This is a genomic window from Pseudomonas crudilactis (assembly GCF_013433315.1).
In the GTDB taxonomy this organism is placed as follows: Bacteria; Pseudomonadota; Gammaproteobacteria; order Pseudomonadales; family Pseudomonadaceae; genus Aquipseudomonas; species Aquipseudomonas crudilactis.
Genome location: NZ_WXVV01000003.1, coordinates 50,699 through 74,169, shown reverse-complemented (window position 1 = coordinate 74,169; position 23,471 = coordinate 50,699). Strand labels below are relative to the sequence as shown.

Here is a 23,471-nt window from a genome sequence, read left to right as displayed (position 1 = left end):
GGTTTCTCTCGCCTCATGTCCGCCATCACCACAGACCTGCCCGCCCTCGCCCAATCGATCAAGGATTGGGGCCGCGAGCTGGGCTTTCAGCAAGTCGGCATCAGCGGTCTGGATCTGGCCGAGCATGAACAGCACCTCGCGCGCTGGCTCGAGGCCGGCTACCACGGCGAAATGGACTACATGGGCGCCCATGGCAGCAAACGCTCGCACCCCGAAGAACTGGTGCCGGGCACTTTACGCGTGGTCTCGTTGCGCATGGACTACCTGCCCGGCGACACACAAATGGCGCAAATGCTCGCGCAACCGGAAAAAGCTTACGTGTCGCGTTATGCCTTGGGCCGCGATTACCACAAATTGATCCGTAAACGTGTGCAGCAATTGGCCGACAAGATTCAATCGGAGATTGGCCCGTTCGGTTTCCGCGCGTTTGTCGACAGCGCGCCGGTGCTGGAAAAAGCCATCGCCGAACAGGCCGGGCTGGGCTGGATCGGCAAAAATACCTTGGTGCTGAATCGCAAGGCTGGCAGTTATTTCTTTCTCAGTGAGCTGTTCGTCGACCTGCCATTGCCGGTGGATGAGCCGCACAGCACTGAACATTGCGGCCGCTGTACCGCGTGCCTCGACATCTGCCCGACGAATGCCTTCGTCGGCCCTTATGTACTGGACGCGCGGCGCTGTATTTCTTATCTGACCATCGAACTGAAAAACGCGATTCCCGAAGACCTGCGTCCGCTGATCGGCAACCGCGTGTTCGGTTGCGATGACTGCCAGATCGTCTGCCCGTGGAACCGGTTCGCCAAACCTTCCGGGGAAAGCGACTTCAAGCCACGGCACAATCTGGACAACGCTGAACTGGCTGAACTGTTCATGTGGGATGAAGACAAATTTCTCAGCAGTACCGAAGGCTCACCGCTGCGTCGGGCCGGGTATGAACGCTGGCTGCGCAATCTGGCCGTGGGACTGGGCAATGCGCCCTCGAGCATTCCGGTACTGGAAGCATTGAAGGCGCGCCGTGAATACCCGTCAGCGCTGGTACAAGAGCACGTCGAGTGGGCGCTGAAGCAGCACGCCCAACGTCAAGGCGCGTCGTTATAAACGAACTTGGGCATTTCCCAGTGGAAACGAATTGCCAGCAGGCGCAGCAGGAAGCCGCCGAACAACGTGATCAGAATCGCCTGCTCGCTCGGTACGTTCAGGTACAGGCAAAGCATGTAACACCACGCCGCTGCAAACGAGACGCTGGCGTATAGCTCTCGGCGGAAAATCAGCGGAATGTCGTTGCAGAAGATATCGCGCAGGATGCCACCAAAGACACCGGTAATCACGCCGCTGACAGACGCCACCAACATGCCGTGGCCCATTTCCAGCGCAGTCATGCAGCCGATCAGGGTGAACGCCACCAGACCGACGGCATCGAGCACCAGGAACAGCGAGCGCAGGTGGCGCATCCAGCGCGCGGTGAACACGGTGAACATCGCCGCGACGGAAGTCAGCACCAGGTATTCAGGGTGTTTGACCCAGGTCAGCGGGTAATGCCCAAGCAGCACATCGCGCACCGAACCGCCGCCCAATGCCGTGACGCAGGCAATCAACACCACACCGAACCAGTCCATGCCGCGACGGCCCGCAGACAGAGCGCCAGTCATGGCTTCAGCGGTAATGGCGATCAGATAGAGCATCAGCAACATGGTGGTGATCCAGGCAGGAAGGCGCGCAGTCTAGCCATTTCAGTGCAGCACCAAAAGGGGGCAGTTGCAGGGTTTGCCCCCACCGCCAGCAATCAGAACTTGATGAAGTGCTTGCGGTAGTGCTGCAGTTCGGCGATCGATTCGCGGATGTCGTCCAGCGCCAGGTGCGTGCTGCCCTTCTTGAAGCTGTCGCGCACGTCCGGTGCCCAGCGCGCGGCCAGTTCCTTGAGCGTGGAGACGTCGAGGTTGCGGTAGTGGAAGTAGCTTTCCAGCCCTTTCATGTGGGTATAAAGGAAGCGGCGATCCTGGCAGATGCTGTTGCCGCAGATCGGTGACTTGCCCTTCGGCACCCACTTCTCCAGGAAGGCGATGGTTTCCGCTTCGGCTTCAGCCATGCTGATACGGCTGTCGCGCACGCGCTGGGTCAGGCCGGAGTTGCCGTGAGTGCGCGTGTTCCATTCGTCCATGCGCGCGAGCACTTCGTCGCTGTGGTGGATGGCAATTACCGGGCCTTCAGCCAGGGTGTTGAGGTCACTGTCGGTGACGATGGTGGCCATCTCGATGATGACGTCGTTTTCCGGATCCAGACCGGTCATTTCCAGGTCGATCCAGATCAGGTTCTGCGGGTTTGGCATATTTCGGCTCCTAGGCAATGGTGCGCAGTTTAGCCTAGGCCAGTGCCCGGGCGTGCTAAACTCGCGGCCGTTTTACCTAATCGCTGCATTCTTCAGACGGAACACCCATGGCCAAACGCCAACTCAATCGTCGTCAAAACTGGCGCATCGAAAAGATTCAGGGCGAACGCGCTGCACGCGCCGCCAAACGCGAGTCCTCGGCTGTCGAAGCCCTTGAGGGCGGCGATCTGGGCCCGGAACAGACAGGTCTGGTGATCGCCCACTTCGGTGTGCAGGTCGAGGTCGAGGCCGTTGACGGTGATCAGGCCGGCCAGGTCTTCCGCTGCCACTTGCGCGCCAACCTGCCCGCACTGGTAACCGGCGACACCGTCGTCTGGCGTGCCGGTAATCAGGGCATCGGGGTAATTGTCGCGCAACTGCCGCGCACCACCGAACTGTGCCGCCCGGACAGCCGTGGCCAGCTCAAACCGGTAGCCGCCAACGTCGACATGATCGTCATCGTCTTCGCGCCGCTGCCCGAGCCGCATGCCAACCTGATCGACCGCTATCTGGTCGCGGCGGAACACGCGGGCATCCGTCCGTTGCTGCTGCTGAACAAATTCGACCTGATCGACGAGCAGAACGCCCCGGCGCTCAATGCGCTGCTGGCGGTGTACCGCACGCTGGGTTATCCGGTGCTGGAAGTGTCGGCGCACCACGGCAATGGCATGGAACAACTGCAACAGCAGCTCGATGGCCGCATCAGTGTGTTCGTCGGCCAGTCCGGTGTCGGCAAGTCTTCGCTGGTCAACAGCCTGCTGCCTGAAGTGGAAACCCGTGTCGGGCCGCTGTCCGAGTTGTCCGGCCAGGGCACGCATACGACGACCACCGCGCGCCTGTTCCACTTTCCCGGTGGCGGTGAGCTGATCGACTCCCCGGGCATCCGTGAATTCGGCCTGGGCCACGTCAGCCGCGCCGATGTCGAAGCCGGTTTCATCGAGTTCAACGACCTGCTCGGCACTTGCCGTTTCCGCGACTGCAAACACGACCGTGAACCGGGCTGTGCGCTGCTCAAGGCGCTGGAAGACGGTCGCGTGCAACAGCAACGGATGAACAGCTACCGCTCGATCATCGCCAGCCTGCCTGAAAACGGCTATTAAACAGCCGCACCGGCAGCCCTGAAGCACAGGGCTGCCGGCCGTAGGATCACCCCCTGCAAATCCCCCGAACGCTTAAACATCAGACCTTTCTGTAGGGCTTTAGCGCGCCTGCTTGCAGGACATTTCTCTTTTGCCGCCAACACCTTGTAGCCATCACGCAGGTGCCTACAGTCACTTCCTCCTTCGCACATTCGCGACTTCCGAGGAACCCCATGCAAACCTATCATCTGTTCATCAGCCATTCGTGGAACTACTCCCACGCCCACGACAATCTGGTACGCCTGCTCGGCGCGCAACCGGGTTTCACCTTCAAGAATTTTTCCGTACCGCCGCATAACCCGATTTTGGGCGCGCAAACCGACAAGCAACTGGAGGAAGCCATCGAGAACAAGATCCGCCCTTGCTCGGCGGTGCTGATCATGGCTGGCATGTACTCGACCTACAGCAAGTGGATCAACAAGGAAATCGAGATCGCCAAGCGTATGGGCAAAGTCATCATCGCGATCAAACCCTTCGGCGCCGAGCGCATTTCCACGGTCGTGCGCAACGCCGCGAACGCCGAATGCGCGTGGAGCACCAAAAGCATCGTTAGCGCGATTCGCCTGCATACGGCGGTGTAACCATGCGCAAGGGACTGTTTATCGGCATCAATCATTATCAGCACGTGGCGCCATTGAGCGGCTGCAACAACGATGCGATGGCCATGGCGTCGGTGCTGGAACGCCATGCCAACGGGCGCCCGAACTTCAGCAGTAAAGTGCTGACCTCATCTGAGGAAAACCTGACACTCAACACCCTGAAGCAACAGATTCAGAGTCTGTTTTCCGGTGATTGCGACGTGGCTCTGTTGTACTTCGCCGGCCACGGCCAGTTCGATACCAGCATCGACGAAGGGCTGCTGATTCCGCAGGACTTCAAGCACGGCGGGGAAGGCATTCGCATCAGCGACATTCTGCTGTGGGCTGATCAGGCGTCGCAGATCAAAAACAAAATCGTCATCCTCGATTGCTGCCAGGCCGGCGCGGCCGCTGCCATGCGCGGTTTGCGCGGCGGTAGCAGTGTGATTGGCGAAGGCATGACCATTCTCACGGCCTGTAAAAAAGAACAGTCCGCGCTGGAAAGTCGCGGCCATGGCGTATTCACCGACCTGTTGCTGCAAGCGCTGCACGGGGGCGCTGCCAACGTCCTCGGCAAGGTCACGCCAGGTAGCGTTTACTCGTTTGTCGACAATGCGCTGGGCGCTTGGGAGCAGCGTCCGGTATTCAAGACCAATGTTTCGCAGTTTGTACCGCTGCGTGAAGTCGCACCGCTCATTCCCGAGGAAACCCTGCGCAAACTCAAAGACTGGTTTTCCGATCCCAGCTTCGTGTTCAGGCTCGATCCAAGTTACGAGCCCACAGAGCCCTCGTTCGATCCCGATCACGGCGACATCTTCAAACAACTGCAAATGTGCAATCGCCACAGCCTGATCGAACCGGTAGACGCCGAGCACATGTATTACGCCGCCATCCACTCCACCGGCTGCCGCCTCACCGCCCTCGGCGCCTACTACCGCGAACTCGCCCTCAAAGGACACTTCTGATGCCCGTCTTCATCAGCTACCGCCACATGGACCGCGCCCACGCCATCGCCATCAACAGCCGCCTGATCCAGGCCAACATCAAGACCTACCTCGATGTGCTGGATCCTGAATCGCAAACCACCGATGACATCACCGGCGTCATCACCCGCAACATCACCGAGTGCACGCACTTGCTGGCGGTGGTATCGGAGAAGACCGCGTTGTCGTGGTGGGTGCCGTTCGAAATTGGTGAGGCGACTATCAGCAATCGAAGAATCTGTTCGTTCAAGACCGGGCCGGCGGAATTGCCGTTGTATCTGGACAAGTGGCCGAAGTTGAGCACGGATAAAGATCTGAATTTTTTTATCGATGCGTATCGTGAGGAGGTGACGAACAAGCGGTCGGTGATGCTGGATTCGATGAGTGAGTCGCTGAAGGGGACTTACAAGAAGAATGCCGAGCAGTTTCATGATCAATTGAAGAGCAGGATTCGGCGGGGGTTTTGATCGGAGGTTTACCTTTGGAGCCCCTCACCCTAGCCCTCCCGAAACTTCGGACCGCCCGGAGGGAGAGGGGACTGACCGTGGTAAATGTGCGAGGTACGCCGACCTGAAATATCGATCCGAACCTGGATTCTGAACAACATGAAGATCGGCTCCCTTCCCCCTCTACCCCTTGGGGAGAGGGCTGGGGTGAGGGGGGATGGATCTCAAGTCCCCCACAAAAACCATACCGACAGCCACAAAAAAGCCGACATCACTGTCGGCTTTTTCGTCTCTTACTGCTTCGGCGCAGGAGCTGGCGCCGCACTGCCCGGCTCCGCCGGTTTCGGCGCGGCATCGTCGAACAGGTTCAGCCGTTCGCGCAGCTCGTGTGCCGGCACCGGTTGCTGATCCGCAGGCAAGGCGTTCGGATCAACCGGTGTCGCCGGAGCGTTACCGTTCTGGCTTTCGTCTGCCGGTTTCGCCGGATCGGCACCTTGCGAACCTTCGATGGCGGCCTGGGCCTTTTTGGTCAGCACCACGATATCGATGCGGCGGTTGACCGGGTTGAACGGGTTTTCCTTGTCGAACAGCGCCGACGAGGCATAACCCACCACCCGCGCCACTTGCGCATCCGGATAGCTGCCGGCGATCAAGGCACGACGCGCGGCGTTGGCGCGATTGGCCGACAGTTCCCAGTTACCGAAATCGCCGGTGCCGGTGTACGGCTTGGCGTCGGTGTGGCCGCTGATGCTGATCTTGTTCGGCACCGCTTTGATGGTGTCGGCCATGGCCAGCAGGATGTCTTCGAAGTACGGCTTCAGGCGTGCAGAACCCGAATCGAACATCGGCCGGTTCTCGGCGTCCATGATCTGGATGCGCAAGCCGTTCGGCGTGATCTCGAAGAGGATCTGGTCCTTGAACTTCTGCAGTTGCGGGTTCTCGTCGACCTTGTTCTGCAGTTCTTGCAGGAGCAGTTCCAGACGTTCCTTTTCGACCTGCTCGGCCATGCCTTCAACCTGCTCGGTGTCGACCGTGACCTTGTCAGGCTGCGGTTGCGACTTCACTTCCGGGTTGAGGGTGTTTTCCGGGGCCAGGGTCGGCGTGCCACCCAGGTCGATGATGTACGGCGTGCCGCTTTCGGAAAAGCCGACCGGGTCTTTGAAGTAACCGGCGATGGCGATCTTCTGCTCAGGCGTGGCGGTGGACAGCAGCCACAGCACCAGGAAGAACGCCATCATCGCCGTGGCGAAGTCGGCGAAGGCGATTTTCCACGCCCCGCCGTGATGCCCGCCGGCTATGCGCTTGACGCGCTTGATGATAATCGGCTGATTATTTTCCATGACTTAGCGACCGCGAACGGCTTGTTCCAGCTCGGCAAAGCTTGGACGGTGGGCTGGGTACAGCACCTTGCGACCAAACTCGACTGCCAGCGATGGCGGCATGCCGGAAGCCGAAGCCACCAACGAAGCCTTGATGGCTTCATAGACGTTCAGTTCTTCCTTGGCATCGTGGGCCAGGGAATGCGCCAACGGGCCGAAGAAACCGTACGCCGCGAGAATACCGAAGAAGGTACCCACAAGTGCCGCACCCACGTGCAGACCGATGGACTTCTGATCGCCTTCACCCAGCGAGGCCATGGTCACCACGATACCGAGTACCGCCGCGACGATACCGAAGCCCGGCATGGCGTCGGCGATGCCGTTCACCGCATGCGATGGGTGCTCAAGGTCTTCCTTGAGGCTGTACAACTCCATGTCGAATAGGCCTTCCAACTCATGCGGGGCCATGTTGCCGGACGACATGATGCGCAGATAATCGCAGATGAACGCGGTCATGCGTTCGTCTTTGAGCACCGCCGGGTACTTGGCGAAGATCGGGCTCGCAGCAGCATCTTCGATGTCGCCTTCGATGGCCATCATGCCTTCGCGGCGGCTCTTGTTGAGGATCTCGTAGATCAGGCCGAGCACTTCCAGGTAGAAAGTGTGGCTGAAGCGCGAACTGAACATGCTCAGGGACTTCTTGAGCACGTGCATGGTCATGTAGCCAGGGTTGGCCTGCAGGAATGCACCGAGTGCAGCACCACCGATGATCAACACCTCGAAAGGCTGGATCAGGGCGGCAATCTTGCCGTGGGAGAGCACGTATCCGCCGAGCACGCTCGCGAATACGACGATGATGCCGATAATTTTAGCCATAGGTAGAAAGTACTTACTTAAGTCGGGTTCAAGGTCATATTCGGAAGTTAAAAAATCTCTTCTTCTACTTATCGGCAAAACTGCGCCAGACTATAGCCAGTTCAGGCGAAAAGCCAATTTAGCCCATGCCGGGCGCGTCTACAGTCAGTGAAGATCCCCTCCAGACATGGCTAATGAAACGAACGTCCCACACGCAAAACCGACCACCCTCGACGGCTGGGTAAAGTTGCTCGATGGCGTCCGGCTGCCCGTGCCGCAAGAGTCTCACGACAAGGTGTGTAGGGCGATTCGCGACAATCGCAGCTCGCTGCGCGACATCGCCGACCTGATGCAGGACAGCCCGGCACTGGCCTTGAGCATCATCCGTGAGGCGAATCGTCACACCCACGGCACCATGGCCGCGCCGGCGGAAAATCTTGAAGTGGCGATCAATCGCCTCGGCCTTGCCCGTACAGAAGAACTGCTGGCGCGGTTGCCCGCCGAGCCGCAGATGCAAATTCCCAAGGCCCTGCGCCAGTTGCAGATGATCAGCCAGCATGCGACGCAACAGGCCAACGGTTTTTTCGCCAGTCGCCTGGCGCGGCTGTGGCAGGACATTCATTGGGGCAGCCTGCTGTTTTTGTCGCCGCTGTGGCCATTGGCGCTGACCTATCCGCAAATGCTTGAAGAGTGGGAATTGCGGGTTATCCACAAGGGCGAGTCGGCGCGCGTCGTCGAAAAGCAATTGTTCGGCGTGCGTCTGCTGAAAATCGCAGAAGCGCTGGTGCAGGCCTGGCATCTGCCGATCTGGGTGCAGCAGGGCTATAAACTGCTGCTGAGTGAGCAACGCGAACTGGTCAAAGTGCTGCGCATTGCCCGCGACAGCGAACATCCGTTGCGCCAGCAGAATCGCCTCGACGATGACCCGACGCTGCGCCGCTGGCTTAACCAGCCAGCCAACACCGTGTTGCTGGCCAACGGTCTGGCGCTGTCGGCGCAACAGGCCTGGGACAGTCCGCACAGCGAACGCTGGCAGTACCTGACCAGCCTTTATCTGCAGATTTCCATGGATGACGTGCAGCAGCAGTTGCACCAGCAAGCCGCCAACAGCGCGCGTCATCACGCGATGCCTGACCTGTGGCACCCGGCGGTTTCGCTGCTGTGGCCGTGGGGCACGCTGCGCTTGCCGGCCGGGATGTTGCCGGCCGCCGCGCCCTCAGCTGAAGACCTGGGCCAATGGCGCAAGCAATGTGCCGAACTGCTGGCCGAACCGAGTCGCTTCACCAATGCGATGAGCCTGACCGTCGCCGCGCGCGATGCCCTGGCCGCCAGCGGCATGCGCCGGGTAATGATCCTGATGGCCGACCGCACCCAATCCAGTCTGCGCGTGCAGCAAACCTATGGTTTGCCAAAAGAAGCCGCTGCGCTGACGTTTGCCGTCAGCCAAAGTAGCGTGCTGCAACGCTTGCTCGCGCAACAAGCGCAGGTGCGCATCACTCCGGACAACAATGCACAGTTCTCCGCTCTGCTGCCGCCGAGCCTGCGCACGCTGTTTCGTGGCGAGCATCTGTTCCTGCGCTCTCTGGTCAACAATGGCCGGGTGATCATGATCGTCGTCGCCGATCAGGGCGGCGGGCCGTTCGCCGACATCACCGTGCAAGCCTTTGGCAAAACCGCGCAGTGCATCGAAAAGGCCCTGCACAGCTTTAGCAGCCGTGGCCGATGAGGCTGCGCTACAATCCTCCCCTTTGTGCTCTGGAGACCTCACATGTCTGACTTCTCTGGCTTGCCGCTCGTCATCGAGCCGAGCGACCTGCTCCCGCGTCTCGATTCCCCTGAACTGATTCTGGTGGATCTGACCAGCGCTGCCCGCTACACCGAAGGTCATCTCCCCGGCGCACGTTTTGTCGACCCGAAACGCACCCAGCTCGGCCAGCCGCCGGCGCCGGGCCTGCTGCCGGTGAAAGCTGATCTGGAGGCGTTGTTCGGTGAACTGGGCCATCGCAAAGAAGCGGTCTACGTGGTCTATGACGACGAAGGCGGCGGCTGGGCCGGGCGCTTCATCTGGCTGCTCGACGTCATCGGTCACGACCAGTACCACTATATAGACGGTGGTCTGCCGGCGTGGCTGGCAGAAGGCATGCCGATGTCGATTCAGGTGCCGCCCGCTGTCGGCGGCTCGCTGGCGCTGACCTTGCACGAAGCGCCAACCGCCACACGCGAATACCTGCAAAGCCGTCTCGGCGCTGCCGATCTGGCGATCTGGGATGCGCGCGGGCCGCTGGAGTATTCCGGCGAGAAAGTGCTGGCGGCCAAGTCCGGGCACATCCCCGGCGCGGTCAATTTCGAATGGACTGCCGGCATGGACAAGGCCCGACAGCTGCGTATTCGCACAGACATGCCGCAGATCCTCGAAGGTCTCGGGATCACCAAGGACAAAGAAATCATTACCCACTGCCAGACCCATCACCGGTCGGGCTTCACTTATCTGGTGGCCAAGTCCCTCGGTTATCCGCGGGTCAAGGGCTACGCCGGTTCCTGGGGCGAATGGGGCAACCACCCTGACACGCCTGTCGAGATTTAAGGTTTTTAAGGACAACTAATGAAAGAGCGTCTGTTTATCCTCAGCCAGTACCTGCTGCCTCATCACCTGCTGTCGCGTCTGGCCGGCTGCATTGCCGAGTGCCGCGTGCGCTGGTTCAAGAATGCCTTCACCCAGTGGTTCGCCAAGCGCTACCAGGTGGACATGTCGCAAGCGCTGGTCGAAGACCTGACTGCTTACGAGCACTTCAACGCCTTCTTCACCCGCGCCCTGAAAGACGGCGCGCGGCCACTGGACCAGACTCCGGGCGCGATCCTCAGCCCGGCCGACGGCGCAGTCAGCCAACTTGGCCCGATCGAACACGGTCGCGTGTTCCAGGCCAAGGGGCACAGCTTCAGCGTGCTGGAACTGCTCGGCGGTGATGCGGCCAACGCAGCACCGTTCATGGGCGGCGACTTCGCCACTATTTACCTGTCGCCGAAGGACTACCACCGCGTGCACATGCCGCTGGCAGGCACCCTGCGCGAGATGGTCTACATCCCGGGCCGGATCTTCTCGGTGAATCAGACCACCGCTGAAAACGTCCCGGAGCTGTTCGCCCGTAACGAGCGTGTAGCGTGCATTTTCGACACCGAGCGCGGCCCGATGGCGGTGGTGCTGGTCGGCGCGATGATCGTCGCTTCGATTGAAACCGTGTGGGCCGGTCTGGTCACGCCGCCGAAGCGTGAACTGAAAACCTTCCGCTACGACGAAGCCGCGCGTGCGCCGATCCATCTGGAAAAAGGTGCCGAACTGGGCCGCTTCAAGCTGGGTTCGACCGCGATCGTGCTGTTCGGCCCGGATCAGGTTAAATGGGCTGAAGAACTGGCGGCGGGTTCGCCAGTGCAGATGGGCCAGGGCCTGGCGCTGCCAAACGCCTGAATGCTGTGAGCCACTGATCCGCCCGTTCGCACGTCTGCGAAAGGGCGGATACGACTCGGTGGTGCCGTTACTCTATCTGCCCACGGAAGCCGATCGGGCCTTCGTTGACATAGGTATTGGTGCCACTGAGGTTTTTCCCTCCGTCACTGGACGTGACGCTCAACGCGATAACGTTCTGATTGTCCCGGCCGCCAATCACCCACTTGCCGCCCGGATGCCATGGGGCATCATTGCCACCCCACTGATTCTCGACGTTGTACTGGTTCTGACCGGTGCGTTGCGCTTTGAAGCCAATGGGACCTTCCCCGGCATAGGTCATGGTGCCAGTGAACGTTTTGCCGTCATCGTGCGACTTGATGTCGATAGCGACGACATTCTGGTTGTCCCGCCCACCCAACACCCAAGTTCCACCCGGATGCCACGGCGCCGAACTGCCACCCCATTGATTTGCCACTGCATATTTAGACATGAACCTCATCTCCTTGAAGTTTCGGGAGACCTGCCCGAGGTTGACGGCAGGCCGTGCAACCGTGCGTTTCCGATCGCACGCCTGAGAGACTAGTAGGGCTTGGGGAATGGCATCCGGCCAGCAGACCAGCGGTCAAAAAGCCTGACGCCATCCGACGAAACAGACCACAGCTGCTAGAGTTTGGGGCATTGCCCATTTCGCCGCCGGAGCCCGTCACGGCATGAGTGAGTCTCGCCCCCAAGCCTCCCTGAGCGCCCCGACCCCGACGCAAACCCGCCTGTCGTTTTGCGAAGCCGCCCCGCGCGACCTCAAGCGCTGGATCGCCGGCCTGCCCAAAGCCAACATCGGCGAAACCGCCCGCCTGCTTTATCAAGCCATGGGCGAACTCAACCAACTGCTCACGCCCAGCGACAACCGCCTCAACCTGCTGGAGTTGCTACGCCCCGAAGTGTATTTCGTCTGCCAGCACCTGGAGCGACACTTCTTGCATCAGGCGATCATGCTGGATGAACGTTCGCGCAAGATCAGCAATCTCTGTCAGGCATTACAAAGCCATCTGGCCGTCGGCTACAAACAGATCGTGTTGCGGATTGCACCGAAGTACAGCAAGGATCGCGCGGCATTGGTCAGCACCGCCCTGCAACGGGCGGCCCATGCACTCAAAGGGCAGTTGCTGCGGGCCACTCAACTGTATAGCTCGCCGCCGGAGCATCTGTGGTTCGAACTGCATCAGCTGTATCGCAGCGCCGCTGAACTACAACTGCAACACCGCCGCGTGCACGACGATCTGGCCAGCCTGACGACAGAGTTGAGCCTGGAACAGACGTACATCTGCGCACTCTTGCTGGGCAGTGCCCGCTGTAATCAATTGCGGCAGAACCAGATCGCCCGGCTCGCCGAAGTGCTGGAACCGTGGAGCGCGCTGCTCAAGCTGCATCCGGCAAGCCCGGACGCCGGTCTGCTGGCGATCAGTGCAGAACTGGATGCCGGCCCACGCTACCGCAGCATGTTTCGTAGCGAGCAACAACCCGGGTTGCTCGGTTTCGATCCACAACCGCTGGTGAATGCCATCGAAGCGCACTTGCTGCATCAGGGCAGTTCGACGCCGCTGCCCGTGCCGACCGGGTTGAGCTTCGATACCCTGCAACACTTGCACGCAACCTGGGGGCAAGCGGCTGAACGCAGTTTTCAGCGCACCGTTGGCCAAGGCAATCTGACCGTGTGCGTGGGCATGAGCGCCCTGCACTTCTACCTCGGCGGTGAGCGCAGTTTCAGCGAGCTGCTCAAGCTTCCCGGGGCGCGCTCGGCGAATTTCAGCAGTGCCGTCATCAAAGGTGAAAAGGACAGTTGGAGTCAGGCTTTCGACGCAGCCCCGCAGAGTAATGCCGAGCAGTTTTTGCCTTACGAGGAAATCCAGTACGACCAATTGCTCGAGGACGAAGGCGGCACCGACAGCACACCCCATTACCCGACCCATACCCTGCCGGTGATCAACCACAGCCCCGGCGGCTATTGCCTGGCATGGCCAGAGGAAGTGCCCGCCGAACTGCAGGCCGGAGAAATGCTCGGAATACACGACAGTGTCAGTCTGGGCTGGAGCATTGCGGTGATCCGCTGGATCCGCCAGGTACGCGGTGGCGGCACGCAAATGGGCATCGAACTGGTGGCCCCGCATGCACAGCCTTGTGGGCTGCAACTGGTGCGCTCGCGGGACGATCACAGCCAGTATTTGCGCGGATTACTGTTACCGGAAATCAGTGCGATCGATCTGCCCGCGACCTTGCTGGCACCGCGTTTGCCATTTCAGGAAGGCAGCAAGGTGATGATCAATACCCAAGGCGAAGAACACCGCGCCGGGCTGGATCGGCGAGTGGCAAGTACGCACAGCTTCAATCAGTTTGCTTACCGCTCGCTGGAGGCCGCGCAACATGGCGGGAGCGAGGAAGATTTTGATTCGTTGTGGAAGTCGCTATAGACCGAGGCGCGCCCTTCGCGAGCAGGCTCGCTCCCACAGTTGAATGCATTTCAAATGTGGGAGCGAGCCTGCTCGCGAAGAGGCCAAGTCAGGCGATAGAGATCTCAGAGCTGCCCGTCACGATCCCGGAAACCCAGCAGATACAGCACGCCATCCAGCCCTAGGGTGGAAATCGCCTGCTTCGCCGACTGCTTCACCAACGGCTTGGCACGGAATGCCACGCCCAAACCGGCAATCGCCAGCATTGGCAGGTCATTCGCGCCGTCGCCGACCGCGATGGTCTGCTCCAGACGCAAACCCTCCTTGTGTGCCAGCTCTTTCAGCAAATCAGCCTTGCGCTGCGCGTCGACAATCGGCTCGATCGCAACGCCGGTGCACTTGCCGTCGACCACTTCCAGTTCGTTGGCGAACACGTAGTCGATGCCGAGTTTGGCCTGCAATTGCTTGGCGAAATAGGTGAAGCCACCGGAGAGGATCGCAGTTTTGTAGCCCAGACGCTTGAGCTCGGCGAACAGCGTTTCCGCGCCCTCGGTCAGACGCAGCGAAGCGCCGATCGAATCCAGCACGCTGACATCCAGACCTTTGAGCAAGGCCAGACGTTCTTTGAAGCTGGCGCGGAAATCCAGTTCGCCGGCCATGGCCCGTTCAGTGATTTCGGAGACTTGTTCGCCGACCCCGGCAGCCTTGGCCAGTTCGTCGATGACCTCGGCTTCGATCAAGGTCGAATCCATGTCGAACACCGCCAGACGACGGTTGCGACGGAACAGCGAATCTTCCTGGAAGGCGATGTCGACGTTCAGCTCTTGGGCCACGCTAAGAAATTCGGCTCGCAGCGCCTGCGGATCGGCCGCCTCGCCACGCACGGAAAACTCGATACAGCCCTTGCCTTTGTCGGCCGGCGTGTCCAGCGGCATACGACCCGACAGACGGTCGATATGGTCGATATTCAAACCGTATTTAGCCGTGATCGAACTGACCGCCTGCAATTGGCCGGCAGTTACCTTGCGGGTCAGCAGGGTGACGATGTGGCGCTTTTTGCCCTGATTGCCCACCCATTGCTGGTAATCCTCTTCGGACACCGGGGTGAAGCGCACCTGCTGGTCGAGCTCGTAGCCCTTGAACAGGATGTCCTTGAGCACCGATTTGCCTTGCTCGGAATCGGGAATTTCAACCAGGATGCCGAACGACAGGGTGTCGTGGATCACCGCCTGACCGATGTCGAGAATGTTCACACCACCTTGTGCCAGAACGCCGGTAATGGCCGCAGTCAGACCCGGACGGTCGACTCCCGTGATGTTAATCAGGACGATTTCGCGCAACGCGCACCCCCGCAACTGGAAAAAAACCGCATTCTACCCACTTTCAGTGACCATCGGGCACCGCGAGCGCTTTGCCGGTCTAGGGCCTGTCGCTATACTGCGCGTCAACTTCACGGACAAAAGAGCCGAGCTCAGTGAACCGGCCCACGCCAGTTAAAACCGATAACTTCTTCCTGCTGATCTTCCGTGCACTGCGTCATCGCCGTGTACCGATTGCATTGCGCATTGCCAGCCATAACGTGATCCTGGTCGCTCTGGCCCTGGTGATTTATGCCGGGGTAATGGGCTTGCAATTCAAGCAGGCCATGCACGAGCAGGCCGATGCGCTGGGTGAAAGCCTGACCACGCAGACCGCCACCTCCGCCACGGAGCTGTTGGTGTCCAACGACATCCTCAGCCTCAACGTGCTGCTCAACAACCTGACCAAAAACAAACTGGTGGCCCACGCGGCGATCTACAGCGTGGATAACCGCATCCTCGCCGAATCCGGTCAGCGGCCCAAGCACAGCCTGTTGGGCGAAGCCGAAGGCATGTACGAGAGCAAGATCACTTTCCAGGACGTGACCGCCGGGCAACTGCGCATCAGCCTGGACATGGATCAGTTCCAGCAGCCGATGACCATCAGCCTGCAAAGCATGGGCATTCTCAGTGCGATTCTGTTGGCGCTGTCGCTGGCCTTGAGCCTGCGCATGGGCCGCTATCTGTCGACGCCGTTGCTGCAATTGCGCGTGTGGCTGCGCCGGATTGACGAGCACACGCCGGGCATCGATCGTCAGGATGAAATCGGCGATCTGGCGCGTCAGCTGCACGCCAACTACGCGCCGGAGCCTGCGCCGGAACCGGAGCCTGAGTTCGAGGACGAAGAGGACGAACCGGAATTCGAGGTGCGCAACTTGCGTGATCCAAGTTTCGACGAAACCCGTCCGATGGCGGCACAGAAGCCTGCACCGCGACATCTGGTCAGTACCGTCGAAGACGATGATGACGATGACGCATTCGCCGACCTGCGCGACGAGTCGCTCAATGGCGCGCCGCAACCCGTCGTTCGTCAGCCGTCGCCAAGCGTGCCGCAGCACACCGCCGTGCTGGCCGTGCAACTGGGTTCACAGGAGCAACTGCGCCGCTTGCCACGTGCACGTCTGGAGGAGTTGCAGGAGCGTTATCGCGACTGCCTCGATCAGGCTGCTTCGCTGTATCAGGGTGAAATCGAAACCCTCAACGACGGCAGCACGCTGATGCTGTTCCACACCGAAGACAGTGGCGATGACTACCTGACCAATGCGATCTGCTGCGGCGAACTGTTGCGGGCGCTGGGTCATCAGTTGCAGATTGAAGTCGCGGACAGCGGCATCACCCTGCAATTGCAATTGGGCCTGACCTTGGGCGATGAGTTGTTCGGTCTGAGCCAGATTGATCTGCTGCTGACCGATTCGGCGCAGGATGCACTGGCCCTGTCGCAGCACAGCCGCAACCTGCTGCTGGTTGAGCGCAAGATCAGTGATGACGCGCTGATTCGTCAGCGTGCGCGGATCCGGCCTATCGCCAGTCCTGAGGGTGCTTGCTGCGTGGAGCGGTTGATGGAGCCTTATCCGTCGATGCTGGAACGGCAACTGGCGCGGATGCATGAGCGCCGGGCGTAAGCCTAAGGCCTGAACCACGGAAGCCCGCAGACGAGTGATTGTCTGCGGGCTTTTTTGTTGCCTGCACTTTCCCCCTCACCCTAGCCCTCTCCCAAAGGGAGAGGGGACTGACCGAGGTGTCTGACGCTATACATCGACCTGACAAATCGAGTCGATTATGGATTCACAGCTGGACGATCAGGTCGGCGTAACTCTGCAATATCCCCCAATCGGTCCCCTCTCCCTCCGGGAGAGGGTTAGGGTGAGGGGCTTTTGATCCTCTAGCCCCCAGACACAACAAAGCCCGCACAAGGCGGGCTCTGTTCTGACTCGATCCAGCTTAGAAGCGGAACACTTCCATATCCGTCCGAATCGGCGAGGCCATCGGAATCTTCGGCTGCTTCTCGGCTTCCGCCGCCGGCGCGGCCGGTTTTGGTGCCGACTTACGCGGTGCTTCAGCCACCGGAGGCTGATTGGCCAACGGTTTCAGCGCCACTGACAATTGCTCGGCCAGACGCTGCAGCAAAATGCCCTGGGCCTGAACCTGCGAAGCCGTACTGCCGGCGTGCAGCTCTTGCAGATGCACGATGCGGTTATCGCGCACCTGACCACGACGGTCGATCAAGCGCCACTGGGCATCGAGGATCGCCGGTTGTTTCTGACCAGAGTCCAGACGCGTGATGGTCAGTAACACCTGCACATCCGGAGTAAACCCGGTCGTGGCCGGTGCCAGCACCACACGTTGGCTATCCAGATGGCCCGCCACCTGACGCATCAACAACTGATCGATATCCGACGAAAGGCTGCCCGCCCAGCGACCGTCGGTCGCTGCCTGCAGGCTGCCATCGGGTTGACGTTGCAGCAGGGTTTCACGTTGCAGGTAGTCGGCTACGACTACCGGGCCCAATAAAACCGCCATGCCTGCGCTTTGCGCAGGCTGAACCGGACTTCCGCTGTCCAGTTGATACAGCGACACCGGCTGGTGAACGCTGCAACCCGCCAGACCAAGAACGCCGGCGAGCAGGAAAATAAGGGGGCGCAGAGCAGTCATCATCCCGTCCAGGTGGCCGCCACAAGGCTGACCACAGTGAAAATACTCAATAAATATGAAGAACGCTCGGCCACGCCGGCGCTTGGAAAGGCCATATCATCCGTGAATATGCGTTCCGACTCCAGCGCCAAAGCGTCGATCTACGCGTTAAATCGTGGATCGACGCCTCTAGGACGCCTAATTGAGGTTTTCGACGAGCAGCGCATCAACCCGCTGAAAGCCCCTCGGGAGTTTATTCCCGCGACGTCCACGCTCACCTTTGTAGTGTTCGAGGTCGTCGGCCTTCAGCGACAGCGTGCGTTTTCCGGCCTGCAACACCAACGTGGCGCCTTCCGGAAGCACGGCGATGTCCGTGACATATTCTTCGCGACTGGCCACACGCTCACCGGAAATACCGATGATCTTGTTGCCCTTGCCCTTACCTAATTGTGGCAGATCGCTGATTTTGAAGATCAGCAGGCGACCTTCGGTCGTGACCGAGGCCAGCCAGTTGTGCTCACGATCCGCTACCGGCCGCGGCGCGATCACTTTGGCGTTGTTCGGCAGGCTCAACAGGGCTTTACCGGCCTTGTTCTTGGCTTGCAGGTCTTCGCCTTTCACCACGAAACCATATCCGGCGTCGGAAGCAATCACATACAACGCGTCGTCTTCCGGCATCAGCACACATTCGAACGAGGCACCCGGCGGCGGCGTCAGACGACCGGTCAACGGTTCGCCCTGGCCACGTGCCGACGGCAGCGTATGCGCAGCAACCGAATAGCTGCGGCCCGTGGAGTCGATCACCACGGCAGACTGGTTGGAGCGCCCCGCCGCCGAGGTCTTGAAGCCGTCGCCCGCCTTGTACGACAGGCCGGTGGCGTCGATGTCGTGACCTTTGGCGGAACGGATCCAGCCTTTTTCCGACAGCACAACGGTGACTTTCTCGTTCGGCAGCAGATCGTGTTCGGTCAACGCTTTGGCTTCGGTGCGCTCGACGATTGGCGAACGGCGGTCGTCGCCATAGGTTTCGGCGTCTTTGATCAGCTCGGTACGCACCAGCTTCTTCAACTTGGCTTCGCTGCCCAGCAGCGCTTGCAGCTTGGCTTGTTCCTTGAGCAGTTCGTCCTGCTCGTCGCGCAGCTTCATCTCTTCCAGTCGCGCCAATTGACGCAGACGGGTGTCGAGGATGTAGTCGGCCTGAATCTCGCTGAGGGCGAAACGCTCGATCAGCTTGGCTTTCGGGTGTTCCTCGGTACGAATGATGTGGATCACTTCATCCAGATTGAGGTAGGCGATCAACAAACCGTCCAACAGGTGCAGGCGACGCTCGACCTTGTCGAGGCGGAATTGCAGGCGGCGGCGCACGGTCAGTACGCGGAATTCCAGCCATTCGACCAGCAAGGCGCGGAGGTTTTTCAGCTGTGGCTTGCCGTCCAGACCGATGATGTTGACGTTGACCCGGTAGGTCGACTCCAGCTCGGTGCTGGCGAACAGGTGCTGCATCAGCGCTTCGTGATCGACGCGACTGTTGACCGGAATGATCACGATGCGGCACGGGTTTTCGTGGTCGGATTCGTCACGCAGGTCAGCGATCTGCGGGGCTTTCGACGGTTTCGCCTGCATCAGCGCGGCGATCTGCTCCAGTACCTTGGCACCGGACACCTGGTGCGGCAGCGCGGTGACGATGATGTCGCCGTCCTCGACGTGGTACACGGCACGCATGCGCACCGAGCCCTTGCCGGTTTCGTACATTTTCAGCAGGTCTGCGCGCGGCGTGATGATTTCCGCTTCGGTCGGATAGTCCGGGCCTTGAATGTGTTCGCAGAGCTGCTCGACCGTGGCTTTCGGCTCATCGAGCAGGCGCACGCAAGCGGTAGCGACTTCGCGCAGGTTGTGCGGCGGCACATCCGTGGCCATGCCCACGGCGATACCGGTGGTACCGTTGAGCAGAATGTTCGGCAGGCGCGCCGGCAGCACCAGCGGCTCCTGCAGCGTGCCATCGAAGTTCGGGCCCCAGTCGGCAGTGCCCTGGCCCAGTTCGCTGAGCAGCACTTCGGAATAACGCGACAGGCGCGCTTCGGTGTATCGCATGGCGGCGAAGGACTTCGGATCGTCCGGCGCACCCCAGTTACCCTGGCCGTCGACCAGCGTGTAGCGATAGCTGAACGGCTGAGCCATCAACACCATCGCTTCGTAGCACGCCGAGTCACCGTGCGGGTGGAACTTACCGAGCACGTCACCGACGGTACGCGCCGATTTCTTGTGCTTGGAATCGGCGTCCAGGCCCAACTCGCTCATGGCGTAGACGATACGCCGCTGTACCGGTTTCAGGCCGTCGCCGATATGCGGCAGGGCACGGTCCATGATCACGTACATGGAGTAGTTGAGGTAGGCACTTTCGGTGAAGTCGGCCAACGAGCGGCGTTCTACGCCGTCCAGGCTGAGATCAAGGGGGTTGCTCATGCAGGCCTCATCGGTTCGTTGTCTGGCGCAGCAACATGGTGCCACCGCGCTGAGTAAATTCAAGTTTGTTCAGGGCGCTCATGCCGAGCAGCACCTGATCGCCATGCAGCCCTGGCGCCACCAGTGCGCGGACGTCCCGCAGCACGATGTCGCCCAATTGCAGGCGGTTGATTTTGGTCCGATAGCCCTGGCTCAGGCCGTTGGCCGTGCTCAGGGTCACACCGAAACCTTCTTCCAGCTTCAAACGCTTGGCCAGATCCGCCGGGATCGCCACATCGGTCGCACCAGTGTCGAGCATGAACTCGACCGGCTCACCGTTGATCTGACCGCTGGCGACAAAATGCCCTTGGGCATTGCCGGCCAGCTTCACTTCGATAAAACCTTCGCCCTGCTCCGAACTGACCACCACGTTCGGATTCTGCTGGCGCTGTTCCCACTGGCCAAAGAACCGCGTCGCCAGAAACAGCGCCGCACACCACGCCAGAATCATCAACACCCGACCGGCGCGCTTGCCCGGCGGTTGCTGGCTCATGGTTTGGCGCTCCAGCCACCGTCAGGTGCGGCGAAGCGCCAGACGATCGGGCGTTTCTCGCCGTCGGCACGCACGCCATCGTTGTTGTCCAGGCCAATCCATGCACCTTGCGCGTCCACGATAAGCGCTTCCGCCAGGCCATAGGCCTGTGAATAAAGGCGCTGTGGCTGCAAGGCATCTTCGGCGTACGACCAGCATTGTTCGACCTTCGCCGTCACGGCATCACGACGACAAATCTGAAAGGCGTTGCGCTCAAGGGTGAACAACTTGCCGTTGAACAGCGAAAGATCAGCAAAGTCGCGAGTCACGGCGCGCGCCTTGGGAAACTGCGGCGGCTGCATCTCGACCCCGGCTTCACTGAGCAGCACACAGGCACCTTCGCAATCCCAGACCGTTTGCTGACGCTTGATCTTCAGCAAGCCACGGCGCTCACGCTCCGCCGCCAGCCACAGCTGATCGCCCGCCGGATTGATCGCCAAACCTTCGAACAACGCGTTGAAGTGCAGCAACATGCCACTGGCGCGAGCTTCTTTCACCAGCATCGGCGAGATTTTCAGCCATGACGCCGGGCCTTGTGGCGGCACCTGCAACACGGCCGCATGGGCCTCGCTGACAATGTAACGATTGCCAGCGCTGTCGCAGGTGATGCCTTCGAAATCCAGATCACCGCCACGGATGAACGACGCCGCCCACGTGCGCGAACTCAAACCCCACGGCAAACCACTGTCTGGCACCTGTGGCACATCGATGTGCACGGTTTCGGCCTGCCACACCTGGTCGCGGGTGTTGAGACGGTAGATCTGATCGTCATCGCGATCAGACACCGTCCACAGCTCGTTGCCGCACAGTGCCAGCCCCGACAGGTTGCCGCCGCGCATGCCGTCGACCGGATGCTCGGAGAGCAGGCGCAATTCCTGTAACGGCTCGGCCGACACAGTCATTGCACTCAGTAGCAAGGCACCCGCGAAGGCCCAGCCAAACCGCATCAGGCCAGCACCTCGGCGAGGTTGCCTTTGGATTCGAGCCAGGTCTTGCGGTCACCGGCGCGTTTTTTCGCCAGCAGCATGTCCATCATTTCCGAGGTTTCGGCGAAGTCTTCGCCCAGCGTCAGTTGCACCAGACGCCGAGTGTTCGGGTCCATGGTGGTTTCACGCAGTTGCGGCGGGTTCATTTCACCCAGACCTTTGAATCGGGTGACCTGTGGTTTGCCGCGTTTCTTCTCGGCGACCAGACGATCGAGAATGCCGTCACGCTCGGCTTCGTCGAGGGCGTAGTAGATCTCTTTGCCGAGGTCGATACGGTACAGCGGCGGCATGGCAACGTAGACGTGACCGGCATCCACCAGCGGGCGGAAATGCTGGACGAACAAGGCGCAGAGCAGCGTGGCGATATGCAGACCGTCGGAGTCAGCGTCGGCGAGGATGCAGATCTTGCCGTAGCGCAGTTGGCTCATGTCCGCCGCGCCCGGATCGACACCGATGGCCACGGCAATGTTGTGCACTTCCTGACTGGCGAGCACTTCGCTGCCGTCGACTTCCCAGGTGTTGAGGATCTTGCCGCGCAAGGGCAGGATCGCCTGGAATTCCTTGTCCCGCGCTTGTTTGGCGGAGCCACCGGCGGAATCACCCTCGACCAGGAACAGCTCGGAACGCATCGGGTCCTGCCCGGCGCAGTCCGCCAGTTTGCCCGGCAACGCTGGGCCCTGGGTCACGCGTTTACGTTCGACTTTCTTGCTCGCCTTGAGACGACGGCCGGCGTTGTTGATCGCCAGTTCGGCCAGGGCCAGACCGGTTTCCGGGTTGGCGTTGAGCCACAGGCTGAACGCATCCTTGACCACACCGGAGACAAACGCCGCCGCTTCACGGGACGACAGACGTTCTTTGGTCTGGCCGGAGAATTGCGGCTCCTGCATTTTCATCGACAGAACGAAAGCAATGCGCTCCCAGACGTCTTCCGGCGCCAGCTTCACCCCGCGCGGCAGCAGGCTGCGGAATTCGCAGAACTCGCGCATGGCATCGAGCAGGCCCTGACGCAAACCGTTGACGTGGGTACCGCCCTGCGCTGTCGGGATCAGGTTGACGTAGCTTTCCTGCACCGCGTCGCCACCTTCCGGCAGCCACAGCAACGCCCAGTCGACCGCTTCTTTGTTACCGGCGAAAGCGCCGCAGAACGGCTCGTTCGGCAGGCGTTCGAATTCGCTGACGGCATCGACCAGATAGGAGCGCAGGCCGTCTTCGTAATGCCACTCGACTTTCTCGCCGGTGCCTTTGTCTTCGAAGCTGACCAGCAGGCCCGGGCACAACACAGCCTTGGCCTTGAGCACGTGCTTGAGGCGGCTGATGGAGAATTTCGGTGAATCGAAGTATTTCGGATCCGGCGCGAAGTACACGCTGGTGCCGGTGTTGCGCTTGCCGACGGTGCTGATGATTTCCAGCTCGGTGGCCTTGTAGCCATCAGCGAAAGTCATCTGGTATTCGTTGCCGTCACGCTTGACGCGGACGCGCACTTCGGTCGACAAGGCGTTGACCACGGAAATACCCACACCGTGCAAACCGCCGGAGAACTGATAGTTCTTGTTGGAAAACTTGCCGCCCGCGTGGAGTTTGGTGAGGATCAGTTCGACGCCCGACACGCCCTCTTCCGGGTGGATGTCGACCGGCATGCCACGGCCGTCATCGCTGACTTCCAGCGAGTGATCGGCGTGCAGGATGACCTGCACCGATTTGGCGTGGCCAGCCAAGGCTTCGTCGACACTGTTGTCGATGACTTCCTGGGCGAGGTGGTTCGGCCGACTGGTGTCGGTGTACATGCCGGGGCGTTTGCGCACCGGGTCGAGGCCCGAGAGGACTTCGATGGCGTCGGCGTTATAAGAGCTAGCGCTGGGAGTGGCCATAGGGTCTCGTCGTCAGTCATTCATGA

General features: G+C 60.6%; 21 protein-coding genes. 10 read left to right on the top strand and 11 right to left on the bottom strand.

The genetic code is table 11. From position 1 onward, the window contains the following. Positions 1-15 precede the first annotated feature (15 nt). The gene (queG, locus tag GTU76_RS04825) at positions 16-1,095 is read left to right on the top strand and encodes a tRNA epoxyqueuosine(34) reductase QueG (RefSeq protein WP_016985705.1); all 1,080 of its coding nucleotides are present in this window, start codon (positions 16-18) and stop codon (positions 1,093-1,095) included. Here the strand turns inward: queG and GTU76_RS04820 are convergent. Both GTU76_RS04820 and orn read right to left on the bottom strand, forming a co-directional pair. After that, positions 1,077-1,688, bottom strand: coding sequence for a trimeric intracellular cation channel family protein (locus GTU76_RS04820; protein WP_095120635.1), 612 nt, complete (start codon positions 1,686-1,688; stop codon positions 1,077-1,079). The genes queG and GTU76_RS04820 overlap by 19 nt on opposite strands. A 92-nt stretch (positions 1,689-1,780) precedes the next feature. Beyond that, positions 1,781-2,323 carry an oligoribonuclease gene (orn, locus tag GTU76_RS04815; RefSeq protein ID WP_016985703.1) on the bottom strand — a complete coding sequence of 181 codons (543 nt, stop codon included), beginning with the start codon at positions 2,321-2,323 and terminating at the stop codon, positions 1,781-1,783. Positions 2,324-2,430: 107 nt separating this feature from the next. On the opposite strand from orn, the gene rsgA reads away from it, so the two are divergent. The 4 genes from rsgA to GTU76_RS04795 all read left to right on the top strand — a co-directional run bounded on the left by rsgA (position 2,431) and on the right by GTU76_RS04795 (position 5,529). Continuing rightward, complete coding sequence (gene rsgA / locus GTU76_RS04810) at positions 2,431-3,462, top strand: small ribosomal subunit biogenesis GTPase RsgA (RefSeq protein WP_016985702.1); 1,032 nt, start codon at positions 2,431-2,433, stop codon at positions 3,460-3,462. A gap of 212 nt (positions 3,463-3,674) precedes the next feature. Further along, the gene (locus tag GTU76_RS04805) at positions 3,675-4,082 is read left to right on the top strand and encodes a TIR domain-containing protein (protein WP_016985701.1); all 408 of its coding nucleotides are present in this window, start codon (positions 3,675-3,677) and stop codon (positions 4,080-4,082) included. A 2-nt stretch (positions 4,083-4,084) separates the two neighbouring features. After that, complete coding sequence (locus tag GTU76_RS04800) at positions 4,085-5,044, top strand: caspase family protein (protein ID WP_180698167.1); 960 nt, start codon at positions 4,085-4,087, stop codon at positions 5,042-5,044. After that, entirely contained in the window at positions 5,044-5,529 is a 486-nt protein-coding gene (locus GTU76_RS04795) for a toll/interleukin-1 receptor domain-containing protein (protein ID WP_016985699.1), read from the top strand. Before GTU76_RS04800 ends, GTU76_RS04795 begins: the two co-directional genes overlap by 1 nt. 272 nt (positions 5,530-5,801) lie before the next feature. On the opposite strand, the gene motB is transcribed toward GTU76_RS04795, so the two are convergent. Both motB and motA read right to left on the bottom strand, forming a co-directional pair. Continuing rightward, a complete protein-coding gene (gene motB / locus GTU76_RS04790) occupies positions 5,802-6,848 on the bottom strand; it encodes a flagellar motor protein MotB (protein ID WP_180698166.1) in 1,047 nt (348 codons plus the stop codon). Positions 6,849-6,851: 3 nt separating this feature from the next. Next, entirely contained in the window at positions 6,852-7,703 is an 852-nt protein-coding gene (gene motA, locus GTU76_RS04785) for a flagellar motor stator protein MotA (RefSeq protein ID WP_007915795.1), read from the bottom strand. Positions 7,704-7,869: 166 nt separating this feature from the next. Here motA and GTU76_RS04780 point away from each other — a divergent pair, with 166 nt between their 5' ends. From GTU76_RS04780 to asd, 3 genes are read left to right on the top strand one after another with little or no spacing between them, the layout of a single operon-like run. Then, complete coding sequence (locus tag GTU76_RS04780; RefSeq protein ID WP_180698165.1) at positions 7,870-9,408, top strand: HDOD domain-containing protein; 1,539 nt, start codon at positions 7,870-7,872, stop codon at positions 9,406-9,408. Positions 9,409-9,450: 42 nt separating this feature from the next. Beyond that, the gene (gene rhdA / locus GTU76_RS04775) at positions 9,451-10,266 is read left to right on the top strand and encodes a thiosulfate sulfurtransferase (protein WP_180698164.1); all 816 of its coding nucleotides are present in this window, start codon (positions 9,451-9,453) and stop codon (positions 10,264-10,266) included. 18 nt (positions 10,267-10,284) lie between these two features. Beyond that, positions 10,285-11,145: an archaetidylserine decarboxylase gene (gene asd, locus GTU76_RS04770; RefSeq protein ID WP_175553005.1), complete on the top strand. Its 861-nt coding sequence runs from the start codon at positions 10,285-10,287 to the stop codon at positions 11,143-11,145. A 67-nt stretch (positions 11,146-11,212) separates the two neighbouring features. Here asd and GTU76_RS04765 read toward each other — a convergent pair whose 3' ends face one another. Next, positions 11,213-11,614: a lectin OAA family protein gene (locus GTU76_RS04765; protein WP_016985694.1), complete on the bottom strand. Its 402-nt coding sequence runs from the start codon at positions 11,612-11,614 to the stop codon at positions 11,213-11,215. 220 nt (positions 11,615-11,834) lie between these two features. On the opposite strand from GTU76_RS04765, the gene GTU76_RS04760 reads away from it, so the two are divergent. Continuing rightward, a complete protein-coding gene (locus GTU76_RS04760) occupies positions 11,835-13,589 on the top strand; it encodes a molecular chaperone (RefSeq protein ID WP_180698163.1) in 1,755 nt (584 codons plus the stop codon). A gap of 104 nt (positions 13,590-13,693) precedes the next feature. Here GTU76_RS04760 and serB read toward each other — a convergent pair whose 3' ends face one another. Beyond that, positions 13,694-14,908 carry a phosphoserine phosphatase SerB gene (gene serB, locus GTU76_RS04755; protein WP_008079219.1) on the bottom strand — a complete coding sequence of 405 codons (1,215 nt, stop codon included), beginning with the start codon at positions 14,906-14,908 and terminating at the stop codon, positions 13,694-13,696. A gap of 134 nt (positions 14,909-15,042) precedes the next feature. On the opposite strand from serB, the gene GTU76_RS04750 reads away from it, so the two are divergent. Beyond that, positions 15,043-16,548, top strand: a complete 1,506-nt coding sequence (locus tag GTU76_RS04750) for an AhpA/YtjB family protein (RefSeq protein ID WP_175553003.1) — start codon at positions 15,043-15,045, stop codon at positions 16,546-16,548. A 319-nt stretch (positions 16,549-16,867) separates the two neighbouring features. On the opposite strand, the gene GTU76_RS04745 is transcribed toward GTU76_RS04750, so the two are convergent. The 5 genes from GTU76_RS04745 to parE all read right to left on the bottom strand — a co-directional run bounded on the left by GTU76_RS04745 (position 16,868) and on the right by parE (position 23,445). Beyond that, positions 16,868-17,578: a PqiC family protein gene (locus GTU76_RS04745; protein ID WP_007915780.1), complete on the bottom strand. Its 711-nt coding sequence runs from the start codon at positions 17,576-17,578 to the stop codon at positions 16,868-16,870. 177 nt (positions 17,579-17,755) lie between these two features. Beyond that, entirely contained in the window at positions 17,756-20,020 is a 2,265-nt protein-coding gene (gene parC, locus GTU76_RS04740; RefSeq protein ID WP_122842973.1) for a DNA topoisomerase IV subunit A, read from the bottom strand. Positions 20,021-20,027: 7 nt separating this feature from the next. Then, positions 20,028-20,552, bottom strand: coding sequence for a retropepsin-like aspartic protease family protein (locus GTU76_RS04735; protein ID WP_016985690.1), 525 nt, complete (start codon positions 20,550-20,552; stop codon positions 20,028-20,030). Further along, positions 20,549-21,538, bottom strand: coding sequence for an esterase-like activity of phytase family protein (locus GTU76_RS04730; RefSeq protein ID WP_175553002.1), 990 nt, complete (start codon positions 21,536-21,538; stop codon positions 20,549-20,551). Before GTU76_RS04730 ends, GTU76_RS04735 begins: the two co-directional genes overlap by 4 nt. After that, a complete protein-coding gene (gene parE / locus GTU76_RS04725) occupies positions 21,538-23,445 on the bottom strand; it encodes a DNA topoisomerase IV subunit B (RefSeq protein WP_016985688.1) in 1,908 nt (635 codons plus the stop codon). The genes GTU76_RS04730 and parE overlap by 1 nt, the downstream gene beginning before the upstream one ends. Between the last annotated feature and the right edge of the window lie 26 nt (positions 23,446-23,471).

Coding starts and splice junctions, on each gene's coding strand:
- parC (WP_122842973.1), bottom strand. CDS start 20,020: ATGAGCAACCCCCTTGATCTCAGCCTGGACGGCGTAGAACGCCGCTCG.
- GTU76_RS04745 (WP_007915780.1), bottom strand. CDS start 17,578: ATGACTGCTCTGCGCCCCCTTATTTTCCTGCTCGCCGGCGTTCTTGGT.
- queG (WP_016985705.1), top strand. CDS start 16: ATGTCCGCCATCACCACAGACCTGCCCGCCCTCGCCCAATCGATCAAG.
- GTU76_RS04730 (WP_175553002.1), bottom strand. CDS start 21,538: ATGCGGTTTGGCTGGGCCTTCGCGGGTGCCTTGCTACTGAGTGCAATG.
- asd (WP_175553005.1), top strand. CDS start 10,285: ATGAAAGAGCGTCTGTTTATCCTCAGCCAGTACCTGCTGCCTCATCAC.
- parE (WP_016985688.1), bottom strand. CDS start 23,445: ATGGCCACTCCCAGCGCTAGCTCTTATAACGCCGACGCCATCGAAGTC.
- GTU76_RS04760 (WP_180698163.1), top strand. CDS start 11,835: ATGAGTGAGTCTCGCCCCCAAGCCTCCCTGAGCGCCCCGACCCCGACG.
- rhdA (WP_180698164.1), top strand. CDS start 9,451: ATGTCTGACTTCTCTGGCTTGCCGCTCGTCATCGAGCCGAGCGACCTG.
- GTU76_RS04800 (WP_180698167.1), top strand. CDS start 4,085: ATGCGCAAGGGACTGTTTATCGGCATCAATCATTATCAGCACGTGGCG.
- rsgA (WP_016985702.1), top strand. CDS start 2,431: ATGGCCAAACGCCAACTCAATCGTCGTCAAAACTGGCGCATCGAAAAG.
- GTU76_RS04820 (WP_095120635.1), bottom strand. CDS start 1,688: ATGTTGCTGATGCTCTATCTGATCGCCATTACCGCTGAAGCCATGACT.
- motA (WP_007915795.1), bottom strand. CDS start 7,703: ATGGCTAAAATTATCGGCATCATCGTCGTATTCGCGAGCGTGCTCGGC.
- GTU76_RS04795 (WP_016985699.1), top strand. CDS start 5,044: ATGCCCGTCTTCATCAGCTACCGCCACATGGACCGCGCCCACGCCATC.
- GTU76_RS04765 (WP_016985694.1), bottom strand. CDS start 11,614: ATGTCTAAATATGCAGTGGCAAATCAATGGGGTGGCAGTTCGGCGCCG.
- motB (WP_180698166.1), bottom strand. CDS start 6,848: ATGGAAAATAATCAGCCGATTATCATCAAGCGCGTCAAGCGCATAGCC.
- GTU76_RS04805 (WP_016985701.1), top strand. CDS start 3,675: ATGCAAACCTATCATCTGTTCATCAGCCATTCGTGGAACTACTCCCAC.
- GTU76_RS04780 (WP_180698165.1), top strand. CDS start 7,870: ATGGCTAATGAAACGAACGTCCCACACGCAAAACCGACCACCCTCGAC.
- orn (WP_016985703.1), bottom strand. CDS start 2,323: ATGCCAAACCCGCAGAACCTGATCTGGATCGACCTGGAAATGACCGGT.
- GTU76_RS04735 (WP_016985690.1), bottom strand. CDS start 20,552: ATGAGCCAGCAACCGCCGGGCAAGCGCGCCGGTCGGGTGTTGATGATT.